This window comes from Collimonas fungivorans Ter331, assembly GCF_000221045.1.
In the GTDB taxonomy this organism is placed as follows: Bacteria; Pseudomonadota; Gammaproteobacteria; order Burkholderiales; family Burkholderiaceae_D; genus Collimonas; species Collimonas fungivorans_A.
The window spans coordinates 1,604,652-1,619,140 of record NC_015856.1 but is presented as its reverse complement, the minus strand read 5'-3'; the positions used below and the strand labels follow the sequence as shown (position 1 = coordinate 1,619,140).

At 57.3% G+C, this 14,489-nt stretch carries 10 protein-coding genes and 1 pseudogene; 3 read left to right on the top strand and 8 right to left on the bottom strand.

Going from position 1 to position 14,489, the window contains the following annotated elements:
* Position 1: 1 nt before the first annotated feature.
* The 3 genes from CFU_RS07055 to CFU_RS07045 form a co-directional block, all read right to left on the bottom strand.
* Entirely contained in the window at positions 2-601 is a 600-nt protein-coding gene (locus tag CFU_RS07055; protein WP_238531412.1) for a 2'-5' RNA ligase family protein, read from the bottom strand.
* 222 nt (positions 602-823) lie between these two features.
* Positions 824-1,732 (bottom strand): DUF72 domain-containing protein, encoded by a 909-nt coding sequence (locus CFU_RS07050; protein WP_014005356.1) that lies wholly within the window; start codon positions 1,730-1,732, stop codon positions 824-826.
* Between the two features lie 99 nt (positions 1,733-1,831).
* Positions 1,832-2,875, bottom strand: a complete 1,044-nt coding sequence (locus tag CFU_RS07045; RefSeq protein WP_050808501.1) for a phospholipase A — start codon at positions 2,873-2,875, stop codon at positions 1,832-1,834.
* A 410-nt stretch (positions 2,876-3,285) separates the two neighbouring features.
* Here CFU_RS07045 and CFU_RS07040 point away from each other — a divergent pair, with 410 nt between their 5' ends.
* Positions 3,286-3,966, top strand: a complete 681-nt coding sequence (locus CFU_RS07040; RefSeq protein ID WP_202946138.1) for a DUF4386 domain-containing protein — start codon at positions 3,286-3,288, stop codon at positions 3,964-3,966.
* A gap of 6 nt (positions 3,967-3,972) precedes the next feature.
* Here the strand turns inward: CFU_RS07040 and CFU_RS07035 are convergent, their stop codons facing one another.
* On the bottom strand, positions 3,973-4,758 hold the full coding sequence (locus tag CFU_RS07035; protein WP_041741434.1) for an NAD(P)H-dependent oxidoreductase: 786 nt from the start codon (positions 4,756-4,758) through the stop codon (positions 3,973-3,975).
* An 86-nt stretch (positions 4,759-4,844) separates the two neighbouring features.
* Here CFU_RS07035 and CFU_RS07030 point away from each other — a divergent pair, with 86 nt between their 5' ends.
* On the top strand, positions 4,845-5,738 hold the full coding sequence (locus CFU_RS07030; RefSeq protein ID WP_014005352.1) for a LysR family transcriptional regulator: 894 nt from the start codon (positions 4,845-4,847) through the stop codon (positions 5,736-5,738).
* A gap of 9 nt (positions 5,739-5,747) precedes the next feature.
* Here CFU_RS07030 and CFU_RS07025 read toward each other — a convergent pair whose 3' ends face one another.
* Both CFU_RS07025 and CFU_RS07020 read right to left on the bottom strand, forming a co-directional pair.
* A complete protein-coding gene (locus CFU_RS07025; RefSeq protein ID WP_041741433.1) occupies positions 5,748-6,905 on the bottom strand; it encodes an EstA family serine hydrolase in 1,158 nt (385 codons plus the stop codon).
* A gap of 35 nt (positions 6,906-6,940) precedes the next feature.
* Positions 6,941-7,231: pseudogene (locus tag CFU_RS07020) on the bottom strand (PaaI family thioesterase); the annotation flags it as partial.
* 587 nt (positions 7,232-7,818) lie between these two features.
* Here CFU_RS07020 and CFU_RS07015 point away from each other — a divergent pair.
* The gene (locus tag CFU_RS07015) at positions 7,819-8,718 is read left to right on the top strand and encodes a sterol desaturase family protein (protein WP_014005349.1); all 900 of its coding nucleotides are present in this window, start codon (positions 7,819-7,821) and stop codon (positions 8,716-8,718) included.
* A 297-nt stretch (positions 8,719-9,015) separates the two neighbouring features.
* Here the strand turns inward: CFU_RS07015 and CFU_RS07010 are convergent, their stop codons facing one another.
* Together CFU_RS07010 and CFU_RS07005 are read right to left on the bottom strand one after the other, a co-directional pair.
* Positions 9,016-10,089: a porin gene (locus CFU_RS07010; RefSeq protein ID WP_041741432.1), complete on the bottom strand. Its 1,074-nt coding sequence runs from the start codon at positions 10,087-10,089 to the stop codon at positions 9,016-9,018.
* Positions 10,090-10,302: 213 nt separating this feature from the next.
* Positions 10,303-13,560, bottom strand: a complete 3,258-nt coding sequence (locus tag CFU_RS07005) for a glycosyl hydrolase family 95 catalytic domain-containing protein (RefSeq protein WP_190275230.1) — start codon at positions 13,558-13,560, stop codon at positions 10,303-10,305.
* Positions 13,561-14,489: the final 929 nt, after the last annotated feature.

The window sequence follows — 14,489 nt, the reverse complement described above, 5'->3', positions numbered from 1 at the left end:
ATCAGGGCAACAGCGGCCAGCGCGCCAGCGGTATATGGCGCGTCTGGCCAAGCAGGCTGTGCACCAGGACAAATTCGCTGGTTCTCCAGGCGATGGGTTCAATCGCCTGCATCGGAATAAAACGATTGTCGTACAGCAGAGTCACATGAGGAGTGTAGTGCGCATTGGCTTTACCGATTCCTGCCGTTTCCAGCGCGCCGCCGAGAGCCTGCTGAAATGCTGCCAGAGCGCCGACACCATCTCCGCCCAGCAAGACCAAAGGCCGGTTGCGCGGCCTGCCGCGAAAACTTCCGGCACGATCGAACACCACCTCGAACGGCGCTGCCTTGATGCTCGCCGCCGCTGTCATCGCGGCATTGACGAGGTCCTGCGGAAAACTCAGATAATCCCCCAGGTGACTCAAGGTGACATGCAGCCGGCCGATCCCGATCGGCTTCCCTCTGACGCCATACTGATCGCGCAGCAATCCTCGCTGCCGGGCGATGGCTGCGGCGGCGTCCGGCGGCGGGATGAGCGCGAAGAACAAGCGGTCGGTCGGCTGCGGCGGCGCTTCGAAGCCTGGTAAAAAAAACTGTTCAGGCATGTGGTGTGGTGCGTTCATGAAAAGGGATATCAGTCTACGCCTTTCTTGCACAGCGGGAGCGCGCCCGCGCCGTATAATCCAGGAAACGCCATGACGCGCAGAGGAACGTATGGAAATTACGAGCACGCACCATATCGAGAAGAGCGAGCCCGACGAAAATGGGGTGCACGATTATTGTTACGAATACGATATTCTTCGCAAGCAAGGGAAACAGCAGATCAGCGTTTTAAGGAAGGCAGGCTACGAGCCGCTCTGAGCGCCGAGCGGCGCCAGGTCCAGCTCCAGTCCCAGCTTGTCGATCAGGCGGCGCGCGTCGAACGGCGCTTTCACTTTGACGTCGTTGTCGAAGTAGCAGTAGATATCACGGCTGGCCCGCTGCGGCGGTGCGGTAACGGAAATCAATTTGCCTTCTCTCGGTTGCGCGCCTTTGCTCCAGGCGCGAATCCGTTCCGCCCAGCGCTCAATCGCTTCTTCGGTATAACCGCCCGAATACAATTCTTTCTCTCCATGCAGGCGCAGGTACATGAAATCCGCGGTCACGTCTTCCCGGTAAGGCCATTTCCCGGCCGCGTCCGCCACCACCAGCGCCACACGGTATTTGCGCAGCAGGGCAATGAAGGATTCGTCGATGAAGCTGTCATGGCGGATTTCCATCGCGTGGCGCAGCTTGCGTTTCTTGTCGATGGCCAGCGCGCTGTGGCCGTGCATGCGCGGTTCACGACGACGCGCCAGCGCAAGTCCCTGCTCCGTATCGTGCGGCAGCAGGCTGAGGAAATGTTCGACCAGTTCGGCATCATAGCGAAAGCTGGGCGGTAACTGCCACAGGAACGGTCCCAGCTTTTCGCGCAGGTTGAAGACGCCGGAAGCGAACACGTTCGCCAGCGGCCCTTCAATATCGCGCAAGCGCTGGATGTGGGTGATGAAACGATTGCCCTTGTGGCTGAAGACAAATCCCGGCGGCGTTGCCTGGTACCAGGCGCTGTAGCTTTCGGGCCGTTGCAGCGCGTAAAACGAACCGTTGAGTTCGATCGACGGCAAGGCGCGCGATGCGAACGCCAGCTCGTCGGCCTGCCTCAGGCCATCCGGATAAAATACGCCGCGCCAGGGTGCATAACGCCAGCCGGAGATGCCGATATAGATTTTGCCCATGAGACAAGTATAGGCACAAACCGTAAATCGACAGTGCGATACACCTCACAAGACCGATATTTTTCCAGATCTGCACATCCCATGAACCGGAGCGGCGCTTTAGAAATCGACCAAAAAGCCGGCGCCGATGGATTTTTGCGAATAGTTGTAATCGATCAGGCTTTCGCCGTAACCCGAAAACAGATGCAGGTAACCTTTCAGATTGGTCGTGACCGGAAAGGCCCAGCCGGCTTCGAGCGCACCGTGTCCGGTCCGGAAATTGCGGCGCCCCGTCAACGAATATTCATGACCGTCCTGGCGATAGATGGCGCGCACATCGCCATGGCCCATGTAGTCGACGATATCGATGTTGTCGTTGTTGGCGGTTGCATTGTCGAGGCGTTTCCAGATCCTCGCCGACAGCGCCAGGTTGCCGTATTCGGCGCCTAGTTCAGTATAAAAACGGTTCCAGCTGCGAGACAAGGTGGAGGACTGGCCGTTGGACTGGTGCACCAGCCCGAAATTGAGGTAGCGGAAATTGAAATCGCCGATCTTCATGCTCAATGGCAGCGTTGCAATCAGTTCAGGCTGGTAATTGGTTTCGCGGAACGGACTGGAATCGGTCCGGTTGTATGCCTGCCAAAAACTTTGCTGGGTATAGGCCAGCCACAGGTCGACCGGGCTGCCTGCGACGTTTTCCGCCATCTTCATCTTGAAGCTGAGCTGGTAAGTCAATTCCGTGTGCTGCGGTTTGAGTCCGTTGGCGTCGCTGGCGAACGGCGCGTCGTTGGTGGAGCTGCTGTAATTGGCCAGCAATACGTAGTTGCTCAGGTAGGACTTGAGGGCGAACACGCCGCGTTTGGAACTGGGATCGAGTTCCCAGCTCTGCACGGTATGCGAAATCGGCGACTCGCCCGGTTCGCTTGCCTTTTTGGCGACGCCTGAGGCCGGCGGCGAGGCAGACACAGCCTGGGAATCGACAGCAGCAGCGGGAACCGGCGCATCCGCGGCAGCCTTGGCCAGGGCATCGAAGCAGCCCAGCCGCGCGCTGGCGTCGCCCAATACCGAGCAGCGCGCCAGTTGCTGCTCCAGCTCGGCTGCGTGCAGCAGCGCCGGCGACGCGCAGCTCAAGCAAAAAATGATCTTCTTGATGTTCTTTTTCATGGTGAATTTTAGAAATACGGAACTGCCTGGCCCGGCCAACCTTGGCAAGCACAGGGAATCAAAACATATGCGCCATTGCCAAATTGTCGCGTTCGCCTGAAAACGTACTGTCGGCTAGCGGCAAAAAACAAAAAAGCCCGCATTCATGTGGGCTTTGGAGCATTTTTCACCTTCGTATATTAACAAATACCGGACGCCAGATCATTTCCTCCCTGTATTCCTTGCAAAACCCCTTAGAATCGTCCCCATGGCTAGCGATTCGGCACAAACGTGCTTTCACGCGGGCGTCAACGTTTGTTGGAACTGCGAAAAAGCGGATTTTCACAGGGCTCTATTGAATCTTCTCTGTAGCAAGCGAAACTGTCATGACAAATAGAACCATCGAGGCTTCCCCCCAAGTGTACGCACGCATGGGCGGCATGCTGTACCTGGCAATCATAGTGCTGGGCGGACTCGCCGAGGGATTCGTCATGAACCGGCTGGTCATGCCGGGCGACGCCGCGGCAACGGCGCAAAACATCATGGCCTCGCCGCTACTGTGGCGCCTCAGCGTCGCCGGCAACCTGATCGTGCCCTTATGCGCCGTTGCGCTGACATGGGTGTTTTATCTGCTGCTCAGACCAGTAAACAAGAGCCTGATCCTGCTTTCCGTATTTTTTAACCTGGTGTCCCTTGCAACCGAGGCCATCAGCAAGCTGTTTCTATTGTTGGTAGAGCCTATATTGGGCAATGCCGGCTATCTGAAAGCATTTGAACCGCGGCAGCTGCAAGTCCTCGCGGATCTTGCCCTTGCCTCGCATGGCATTGCCTTTAACATCGCCCTGATATTTTTTGGCTGTGGCTGCCTCGTCGATGGCTACCTGATTTTCAGGTCAGGCTACCTGCCCAAATTCATAGGCATATTGATGCAACTTGCCGGCTTGGCTTACCTGGTCGCCTGCTTTTCCGCGCTTTTTTTCCCGGCGTTCGCGGAACTGATAACGCCCGCCATCCTGGTTCTGCCATTGATCGGCGAATCGTCATTGTGCCTATGGCTTCTTGCAAAAGGCGTCAATATCGCCAAGTGGAACGAGCGAATGGGCATCAGTTAAGCCTGCTCATGCGGTATGCGCCGCAAACCCGGCCACATCCGGCGCAACATCTGGCCGCAGCGTGAGCTCAGGGATGTGGTACGCACCGGCATTTTGCGGGCGAAACGGTATAGGCGCTGTCGTCCAAAGATCGTCAAGACGCTGGCCAAGCGCATCGCGGATCTTTGCAAATCTCGCTTCGTCAGTCCGGCCTGTGCGATAAATCACGAACGGCGGCAGAACATCAAAACCGGGGTAATACAGTATTCCATGCTGGATCGGGAACAAAATATCGTCTATCGGGCCGTTGATGCCCCGCGCGCTGTAATGAGACTCCCATCCGCCCGTAGTGACGACCAGCATTGCACGTTTTCCCGCAAGCGTGCCTTCACCATAGCGGTCACCCCAGCGCGCGTCGGAGTGTTCCCCTACGCCATATGCAAAGCCAAAGGCATAAACGCGCTCTACCCAGCCTTTCAGGATCGCCGGCATCGAGAACCACCACAGGGGAAATTGCAGGATGACAGCATCCGCCCAACGCAGCTTGTCCTGTTCGAGCGCGATGTCCTTGCTTTGCAGGCCATTTTCGAACGCGCGCTTGGAGTCAAGCGACGGATCGAAGCGCATGCCGGGCGGCCGGGCTTGCCGATCCGTGCTGTCGTCCGCGTCAAGCGACGCTTTCCAATTCATTGCGTACAAATCCGATACCTGAACGGTGTGGCCGGCATCCTCAAGGTGCTTGACCGAGAAGTCCTTGAGCGAGCCGTTCAGGGACTTTGGTTCAGGATGGGCATAGACGAGAAGGATATTCATGGTTGCGCTTTCAAGGATGAGGAACAAGCAGCTTAGGTCTTTGTCAGGTATATTAAAAATGAATTCTCAATATTCCAGGTATTACCATGATTAATCTCCGACGACTCGACCTGAACCTGCTGGTGACACTGGATGTCCTGCTGACGGAACACAATGTGACCCGCGCGGCGGAACGCCTTAACTTTTCCCAACCATCGATCAGCGTCCATCTCGCCAAGCTGCGGGATATCTTTGGCGATCCGCTGCTGTTGCCCGGACCACGAGGAATGCGGCCCACCGCGCGGGCCGACGAGCTGCGCGAACCTTTGCGGCTGGCGCTTGCTGCACTCGAGCACGCGGTATCGCCCGCCAGCCCTTTCGACCCGGCCCAGGCCAGCCAGACATGGCGCGTTGCCGCGACCGACTACGGCGAATCGACAATCGTACTGCCTGCGTTGAGCGGCTTGCGTTCGACGGCGCCTGGCACCCGGCTGGCGGTCCTTGAGCTGGTTCCTCCGCGCATAGCCAGGCAAGCGGAACAGGGGGACATTGATCTTGCTTTCCACACTAGCGAAGGATCGCCGCCAGGACTGCGGCGTCAAACGCTCTTTAGCGAGCGCTACGTCCTGGTCGGCCGCGCAGGTCATCCGCGCCTGAAAAAACGTCCTACGCTTTCGCAATTCTGCAAGCTTGATCACGTAATCGTGTCGCCGGACGGCGGAGGATTTCATGGCGTCACCGATGAAGCGCTGCTGGAGGCAGGCGTGGCGCGCCGGGTAGTGCTTTCCGTTCCGCACTTCCTGTTTGTCAGGTCAGTGCTGACGAACACTGACCTAGTGGCGATGCTGCCTTCGCGCCTGGTGCGCGACGCCGGTGATCTGCAAGTTGTCGAGCCGCCTGTCGAGGTGGCGGGCTACGAGATGGCCATGCTCTGGCATGAGCGTTGCCATCGCGATCCCGCGCACCAATGGCTGCGCGAGTACATCGTAAATTCAGTGTAAACCGTTGACTTAAGCTGCCCCGGCATCCAGCCCTTGCCACATGGCCCGGATGATGCGGAAGGAGCGTTCGTCGCCGACCATGGCGCGCTGCATCCTGTTCATGGCATAGGAAAAGGTGGTGCGTGCATCCACATCGATGAGGATGAAGGAACCGCCGCCGCCAGACCAGAAAAGAGAGTTGGGATGTGGCGGCGCGAGCCTCAGGATCGGGCTTGGCAGGCCAAAACCCAGGCCGAAGCGGACTTGCACGCCGCGCATGGCCAGGTCGGCCCCTTCAATCTGCTGCTCCAGCGCCTTGCGGCTACCTGCCTCGGACATGATCCGCTTGCCCTTGGCGACGCCGCCATTGGCCAGCAGGGCGTGGATCTCGGCAATCGAACGGGCGTTGCCATGGCCGTTGGCGGCCGGAATCTCGGCGCCGCGCCAGGCGCGGGTGCGGGTCGATGGCACGTCGGTCTGGGTGTCGATAAAAGTGATTTTCTGGACTTCGGTGAGCTGCAAATCGGCTGTGCTGGGCGGCAGCTCAAACCCCACCAGGTCGGCCACGCGATGGTCTTCCGATGCCGGCAGGCCGATCCAGAAGTCCGCTCCCAGCGGCTGCGCGATCTCTTCACGGAACACCGTGCCGAGGCTCTTGCCGGTAATGCGGCGCACCACCTCGCCGATCAGGAAGCCGAAGGTGTAGACATGGTAACCGGAGGCCGTCCCCGGCTCCCACAGCGGCGCCTGGGCGGCAAGCATCGAAGTCACCTTGTCCCAATCGTAGAAATCCGCGCCGCTGACAGCCGGGCGCCAGCCGGACAGGCCGGAGGAATGGCTCATCAACTGGGCCACGGTGATGCGGTCCTTGCCGTTGGCGGCGAATTCGGGCCAGTACCTGGCGACCGGATCCGTGAAATCGAGTTCGCCCCTGTCAGCCAGCAGCAGCGCGGTCAGCGCCGTCATGGTCTTGGTGGTGGAGTATACGTTGACGATGGTATCGCGGGCCCAGGGACGGGTCTTCTCCTCGTCCGCGAAGCCGCCCCAGAGATCGACCACAGTCTCGCCCTCCACCGTGGCGCAGAACGAGGCGCCCAGTTCCTCGCCGTTGGTGAAGTTGGCTTCGAAGGCTTCCCTTGCGGCCGAAAATTGATCGTGGGCGAATCCGTGTATCGTGCTCTGCGGCATACTTGCACTCCTCTCGACTTGATGGCGCATAGGCGTCAAGCACTGATGTTGACGATCGTTGCCTGCATGATAGCGACCACTTTCCACGCAGTTCCCGACAAGGCCCGGACTTCCCCTGTGCAGACGGCAAGCAGCTTACCTGAAGTCTGTACCTTCCCGATTGCCAAAAACCGTTCGCCAATCGCCGGCCGCATGAAGTTGATCTTGAACTCGGCTGTGATCACATCGCAACCGGGCGGCGCCCTGGTCAACGCGGCATACCCGCAAGCACTGTCGACAATGCTTGTTATGGCACCTGCGTGAACATAGCCCCGCTGTTGGGACAGCTGCATCAGATCATTCCCGCTCAATTATCAATTAACAGAAAATACCCAATGTTTAATTGACTCTACCTGTTACACCGCCATCAAATACCATGAAAAATACCATATTGAAAATATCAGCAGATAATGCGGCAAACATAATTACAAGCCACTCCAGACCACCACCGACCGCGCAAACGCAGCTAGGTCTGGGGACAGCTGGAAACGTCTCCGTTTTCGCCTAAATTTCGCCCATGTTTTATTTCTATAGAACGTCCGGCTATTCACAGATTTGGGCCAAAGACCTGCCCCGATAACCTCTGATTTCCGGCGCCCTGCTATCCGGCACCACTCACGATAGCGCGAGATCGACTCCATTAACAACAATCACATAGTCAATAAAATCAATGACATATATGAATATTGCAAAAAAAAATGGGAGGCGCATTAAAAAAATACTGCAAATTAGTCTCCAGTTGGACTTGATGGTCCTTTGATTCCACATTGCCTCTTTTAGGTAGCCGACTTCTTGCGACATTCATCCCGAAACTAGTTACCATAGAAAAATCTCAGCGTTACGCTTCTCCACATCTCTTTACTGGTGAAATACCGTGAGCGTTTTGTCCACAATCCTCAAATTTTCTGTCGTCATAGTCCTGCTGTCTTCAATCGTCGAGGCAATCGTACTATCGATTACGCTAGGGACAGATGCTTATGACTGGAAGGCGGCTTGCGTATCAGTGGTCGATTTCCTAATCCGCGAATATCCATTGCACTGGTTGCTCCCATTGCTGTTTTGGATTGATATGATGGATTGGTTCTGGCGACATCGGCTATGGACGTTGCCAATGTCCCATTGGAGTGGCTGGCTTGCATGCTTTGTCGGGCAAGAGTTCTTCTATTATTGGTATCACCGCATGGCGCACCGAGTGCGATGGTTCTGGTGTACCCATGCTGTTCACCATTCGCCCAATCAGCTCAATTTGTCGGCAGCATACCGTTTTGGATGGACCGGGCGTCTTACGGGCTCGTTACTGTTCTTCATGCTTGCTCCGTTGCTCGGCATGCCGCCGCGTATTGTCATGATGTTCTTGTCGCTCAATCTCTTATATCAGTTCTGGATCCACGCAACCTGGATTCCACGCCTCGGACCGTTGGAGTGGCTGCTTAACACGCCGTCGGCTCATCGCGTGCACCATGCGTCGAATCTAGAATATCTAGACGGAAATTACGGCGGCGTGCTGATTATCTTTGATCGCCTCTTTGGTACGTACATCAGCGAGAGAGCCGATGTGCCATGTCGCTTCGGATTCGTAACGCCTGTCAAAACTTACAATCTGCTCGTCATCGAATTCGACGAGTGGAGAAAGCTAGCTCACGATCTGAAAATGGCACGAACCGCACGCGAAGTTTTGACCTGCTTACTGAAGCCACCGGGTTGGCGACATGATGGAAATGGGGAAACGACCGAAGACCTTAGGCGGAAGTCTGTATTGAGAAATACGCCATAGTCTTTAAAATCCCCCCGACTGAAACCCTGCGCCAGTTATCTCTCCCAGAATTTGCTGTAGCAAATTCGTAGCACTCAATTTTTTCCGGGATTTTTTGTTTTGAAGCCATGCCGCCAATAGGCGCGGGCCTAGCTCAACGAGGGTGGCGACCTTTGACTCAAACCGTCAAATTGAAGGTTTTAATTTATAGATCAAGATCCATGTTTCATCAAAAAAAGAGGCCGCACTTTCAGGAGAATAAGTGCGGCCTCTAACCTCGGAGATCCGGCAAGATCGGCGAGACAAACGATGCTTGGCTTAGAACGTATGGCTGATGCCGGCATAACCGCCGTTTTGCGCATGTCCTGGCAAAGGACTGTCGAACTCCGTGCCGAAGTCGGCGTTGCCCTTGTTGCGCACCGTACCGACGGCCGCATACAGCAAGGTGCGTTTCGACAGGTTGTAGTTGGCGCCGACCATGAACAGGCTGGCGCTGCCGGCGTCATGGTTGATTTTGGCGTGGAAGGCGCCGCCGATCAGGGTCAGTGCTGGCGTCAGCATATAGTTGGCGCCGATCCAGTAGTGATTCAGCTTGTCCGGATCGGAAGGCGCTGCAGTGTCCGGCGCCGAGATATTCTCGTAACCGGCATATAGTTTCAGCTTGTCTATCGTATAGGTGCCGCCGACGATCAGATCCTTCGAAGCCGTATAGATATCGGTATAGCGCCCGTTGGTATCGCGAATCACGTCGTAAATCCCGCGCAATTCAAGACCGCCATTGGTGTACACCAGGGAGATGCCGTCGCTGCGGCCATTCTTGGCGGAGCCGGCCTGTTCGCCCAGGCTGGTCTGGGCAGTAGCGTTGAAGCCGCTCCAGGTCGGCGTCTGGTATTCGATGACATTGTTGGCGCCGGGCCAGTTGCGGCCCTTGACCAGGCTGGCGGTGCCCATGAATTGCTGACCGGTCGGATCGAGATACCAGACGTCATTGACGATGAACAGGTTCTTGCCGAACTTGATCGAACCGGCGCCGCCATTCAGGCCGACATACGAACGCCGATTGAACAAGGCGCTGCCGTTGGTGACTCCTTTTGTGGCGTCGAAGCCGGATTCCAGCAGGAAGAAGGCGCCGAGCCCGCCGCCCAGGTCTTCTGTACCCTTGAAACCGATCATGCTGGTGCCCCACTGATTGCCGGAAGCCGCCAGCTTGCCGCCGGTCTGTCCGGTCGGTTTGCCATTCGCGTCTTTCAGGGCAACGCTGCTTTGGTAATCGATGCCGGCATCGACCCGGCCGTAGATGGTGACGCTGGTCTGCGCCTGGGCCTGGCTGCAGGCCGCGCCGATCAGCATGGCGGCCGCCGCCTGCATGCACTGCAATGTATTCTTTGTCATGTTGCATCTCCCTTATAGTTAAATTTTGTTTGATCTGATTTTTTCTTACGCACCATGTGCTGCCGAATCCCCTAAATGAATTTAATTCACTCTCATTCCCCTTATCACAGCTACGTTGCAAAATAAATCATCGTGAATTTCCGCCAGGCATTGACGGCTACGCCCCAATTGGAGTTGCGCTTGACGGCGAAACCTCGATGCACGAGGCGACCGTCATGCCGGGACAATACTGCTCACCACGCCATTGACGCTGACCTTTACCGCCGCTTTGCTCGGCGCCTTGTCGGCAATGATGCTGTACGAAGTCACCGTGCCGTTGCTCCAGGCGCAGCTGACCTTGTAGCCGCCCCGGGCGCGCAAGCCGGTGAATGAGCCCGCCGTCTGCCAGGCCGCGGGACAGGCCGGCAACAGCACGATCACGCCTTCATGGCTTTGCAGCAGCATCTCAGTCATCGCTCCCGGCATGCCGAGGTCGCCGTCGATCTGGAAGGTTTCCGGCATCATGGCGGTGAACAGGTTGGGCATCGTGTTCCGCTGCAAGCTGCCCTGGATCATTACTAGCGCGTTCTCGGCATCGGCCAGACGCGCGAACAAGGCACAACGCCAGGTCCAGGGCCACGAGGCGGCGCTGTCGCTACTGACATCAGCCGCTACTACCTGGCCGGAGGCGGTTCCCAGCGGCAGGCCGCAGCGCGCCAGCAGCGCAACCTTGGCCGCTTGCGCCAAGGCCGGCGTGGCGGACGGTGTAATCTGACTGCCTGGATACAGCGCAATCAAATGCGAAGTGTGGCGATGGGTCAGGCTTAATCCCTGGTTCGCCTCTAAAGTCGGGTTGGATTCATAGTCTTCCTGGAACTCTTGCAACTGCCCTTTGGCGCCGATCAGGTTCGGTGCAAGCTTTGCTTGCATGGCTTGCACCGTGGCCAGCAACGCACTGTCGCCGGCAGGAGTCAAACCGGCATTGGCCAAGGCGCTGGTGGCTTTCTGGAAATTCTGGAATACATCCCACACCAATTCCTGGCCAAACATTGCCCCATCTTCGGCCGGCCCCTGTTCCGGCGAACCCGAATTGCTTACTTTCGCATTCTTGGGTTTCGCGGCGACCAGGTACTGGCCTGCCGGATTTTTGACGAGCTGCCCGCCACTGGTCCAGAACTGGGCCACCTCTTTGATCATTGGATAGGCAACCGTCTGCAAATAATTCATGTCCTGGCTGAAGGCATAGTGTTCCCACATATGCTGCATGTACCAGGCATTGGTCGGGGTGAAGTACTCCCAGCTGCCGCCGCCGAAGATGCTTTGGCTGGTGCGTGCAGCCCAGCCGCTGCTGCCGGGAAAGTTTGCCTGCGTCGATACCCGCAGAGCCGGCGCCTGGTTGACGATGTAATCGGACAACGGCAGGTGGCAATCCGACAAGGCGGTCGATTCCGCCGACCAGTAACACATCTGGATGTTGATGTCGTTGTGGTAGTCGCTGAACCATGGCGGATTGTTGGAGTTGTTCCACAGCCCTTGCAGATTGGCCGGCAAGCCGCCCTTGCGCGAACAGCTGACCAGCAGGTAGCGGCCCAGGTGGAAACGCGACTGTTCCAGCGTCGGATCTTTACCGCCGGCGGTGCTCTTGTAAGCACTCAGGCGCAGATCGGTCGGCAGGCTTGTCAATGTCGCGCTACTGTTGCCCCAGTTGGCGTCGACCGCGGTCATCAATGGTTGGAAATCCGAGTAGTGCGAGGCATACATGGCGGCGAACGATTGCGCCGCGGCCGCGCTCAGGGTGCTGTTCACCACAGTGAGCGGAACGCCGCTGCTGCGCCAGCCGCCGCTATAGCTTGGCGCGTAATTGGTTCTGGCATCGAGCAGCAGCAGAATGCTGTCGCAAGCGCTGAACTGGATGCCCGCGCCGCTTTGCGCAGCGCTGCCATTGGTACGGATCAAGCGTATCTTGGCAGCATAGTTGAGAGCATTGTTGGCAAGGCTGCTGCTGAAGGACAGGCTTTCTTCACCGGCCGAAACCAGCGCCGTTATGGCATCGCCGCTTTGCCCCGAGGTCAGCTGCAACAGGCCGGACAAGCCGCCCGGCTGTTCCGACCTGAGCTGCATGACGATCACATTGTCGACCTTGCTGGCAAAGGTCTCGCGGATGAAGTAATTGCCGCCATACAGATAGCTGGTGGTCTGCAGACCGTTTTGCAGATTCAGGCGGCGCTGGTATTCGCAGGCGATGGCTTTGCCCGCGGTGGTAAACGTCGCGCTGCTCAATACGATCTCTGCTACCTGGAAGTGGCCGGTTTTGGGATCGCCGGAACCCGCATCGGCCGGACATTTGGACGTATCGAAATTAAAGCGCCAGTAGCGATAGCCGGTCGAGCTGCGCAGCGCAAAGGTTTTCTGCAGCCCGCGCGAGGCGAACGGCGCGCTCGACTGGCTGTCCATCGGCGTCCAGCTGACGCCATCGTTCGAGCCGGCCAGCGTCCAGGCTTGCGGATCGCGCGCGGGAACATCATTGGCGCTGGTCAGCGCGTAGCTGGAAATGGCTTGCGCCGCGCCGAGATCGATCTGCCATTGCACGATGTCGCCCGGATTCACGAACACGCACCATTTGGTATTTGCATTGCCGTCGACCGAACTGTCGATGCGCTGGCTGCCGGAGCTGGTCAGCGCACCCATGCCGTGACCGGACGGCGAAAACACATACAGCGGCTGCGTTGACGGGTTTTGCGACAGGTTGACACCGTTCAGGCCGATTTCCGCAATCTGGAAATGGCCGTCGTTGAGCGCGGCTGCCGACACGGTGAAATCGATCTTGTAATAGCGGAAAGCAGTGCTGTTTGAAAACGCATAGCTATTGGTCTGGCCGCGGCCGGCGAACGGAGTGGCTGTGAAATTCTGGCTATCCAGCACGGTCCAGCTGCTGCCGTTGTTGGAACCGGATACTACCCATTGGAGCGGGTCCCTTGCCGGCACATCGTTGGCAGAAGTCAGCGTATAAGCAGAAACGACGGCAGCAGCGGAGAGCGCCGCTTGCCAGGTGACCAGGTTCGGCGGGCTGACGATGCACCATTTCGTACTGAGATTGCCGTCCACGGTGGACAAGACGCCCTCGCCTGAACTGGAGGCGCTGGCGCTGACATTCGGCGAGCTGATCGCCGGCGGCAAGCTGGCGCCAAAGGACAGCGACAGGCTGCCGAAATTCTGATAACTGCCAAAACCGGAAATGTCGTAGGCGCCGCCATCAAAATTGTTGGTGCCGGCCCACAAGCTCTGTTCATTGAATTGCACCTGCTCCAGCAGCACTCCGCCCGCCAGCATGGCGCCTGCGCGGCCATTGCCGATCGGCAGCCAGGTGCTGGCCCAGTCGCTGCCGGCGGTCTGATAGAACAGGTTTTGACTCGCAATATTTGCAATTGCAGCAATAGGCGCCATAACCAGAGGTTTGTATTGCGTAGCGATTTTGCCGGAAGGAGAGGACATGGCCGAGGCCGAATTCTCATCGCCACCGCAGGCAGCCAATAGAGGCGACGCTGCCATGGCCGTAATTTGCGTCAATACCTTTCGACGCGACGGGCTCGAGGGCAAGTTGCTCACAGACGTGTTACCTCGGGAGCGCCCCGGAATTAACGTAGTTATTTTATGTCGTGTCATATCTATCTCCATTTTTTTGATCACCGTCATTTGATCCATTGTCAGCCGCTTATTGCGCAAAGGCTGATCGACGCATATCTCTGCTTTCTATGCCAATCCTTTGGTAACTCAGCAATCTTCCGGCGGCGTAACAGGTGGCGTAACTACTGGCGGCGTAGTTGATGGTGGCGGCGCGACAGGTGTTGCAGCAGTTGGGGGGAGCGCTACTACCGTTATTGTCCACGGCGCCTGTTTTGGTATAGCAAAAAGTTGCTTTTCATCCAGATTCATAACAGTCTCCAAATATTATTTTTTGATCATGTTAATCAGCTACCACTTCGTATACCGGTCTATTGGCTGGACCAATGTAATACATTCTCTTTAAAATGTAAACTGCGTTATTTGCGTTCCAGTGATGCAATCGATTTTGCCGCGAACCTCGCGCGGCCTGAGGACTTGGCGGTTTTACGAACTGCGTTAAAACCAGTTCATTTAGTCACCAGGACAGGCGTGGGGGGAAACTGGCCGCAGCGGGTCATGGCCGGCGGCTTTTCATGGCAAGACGACAATATCAGGGCGTAAAAATAGCCGCAAGAAGCGGCCTTGATCGAGGCAGATGCCACCGTTACAACGCAAGCACCGGTAACTGCCCCCTCCGGAATGCCCAGCTTGTGAAATGGGCGTCGATATCTACGTCGTATCACGACATTACATCGGCGCCAAGCAATCCAGCTAGAGTTGCGGGATCATTTTCCTGGACAGGTCGAACCATACTGGCA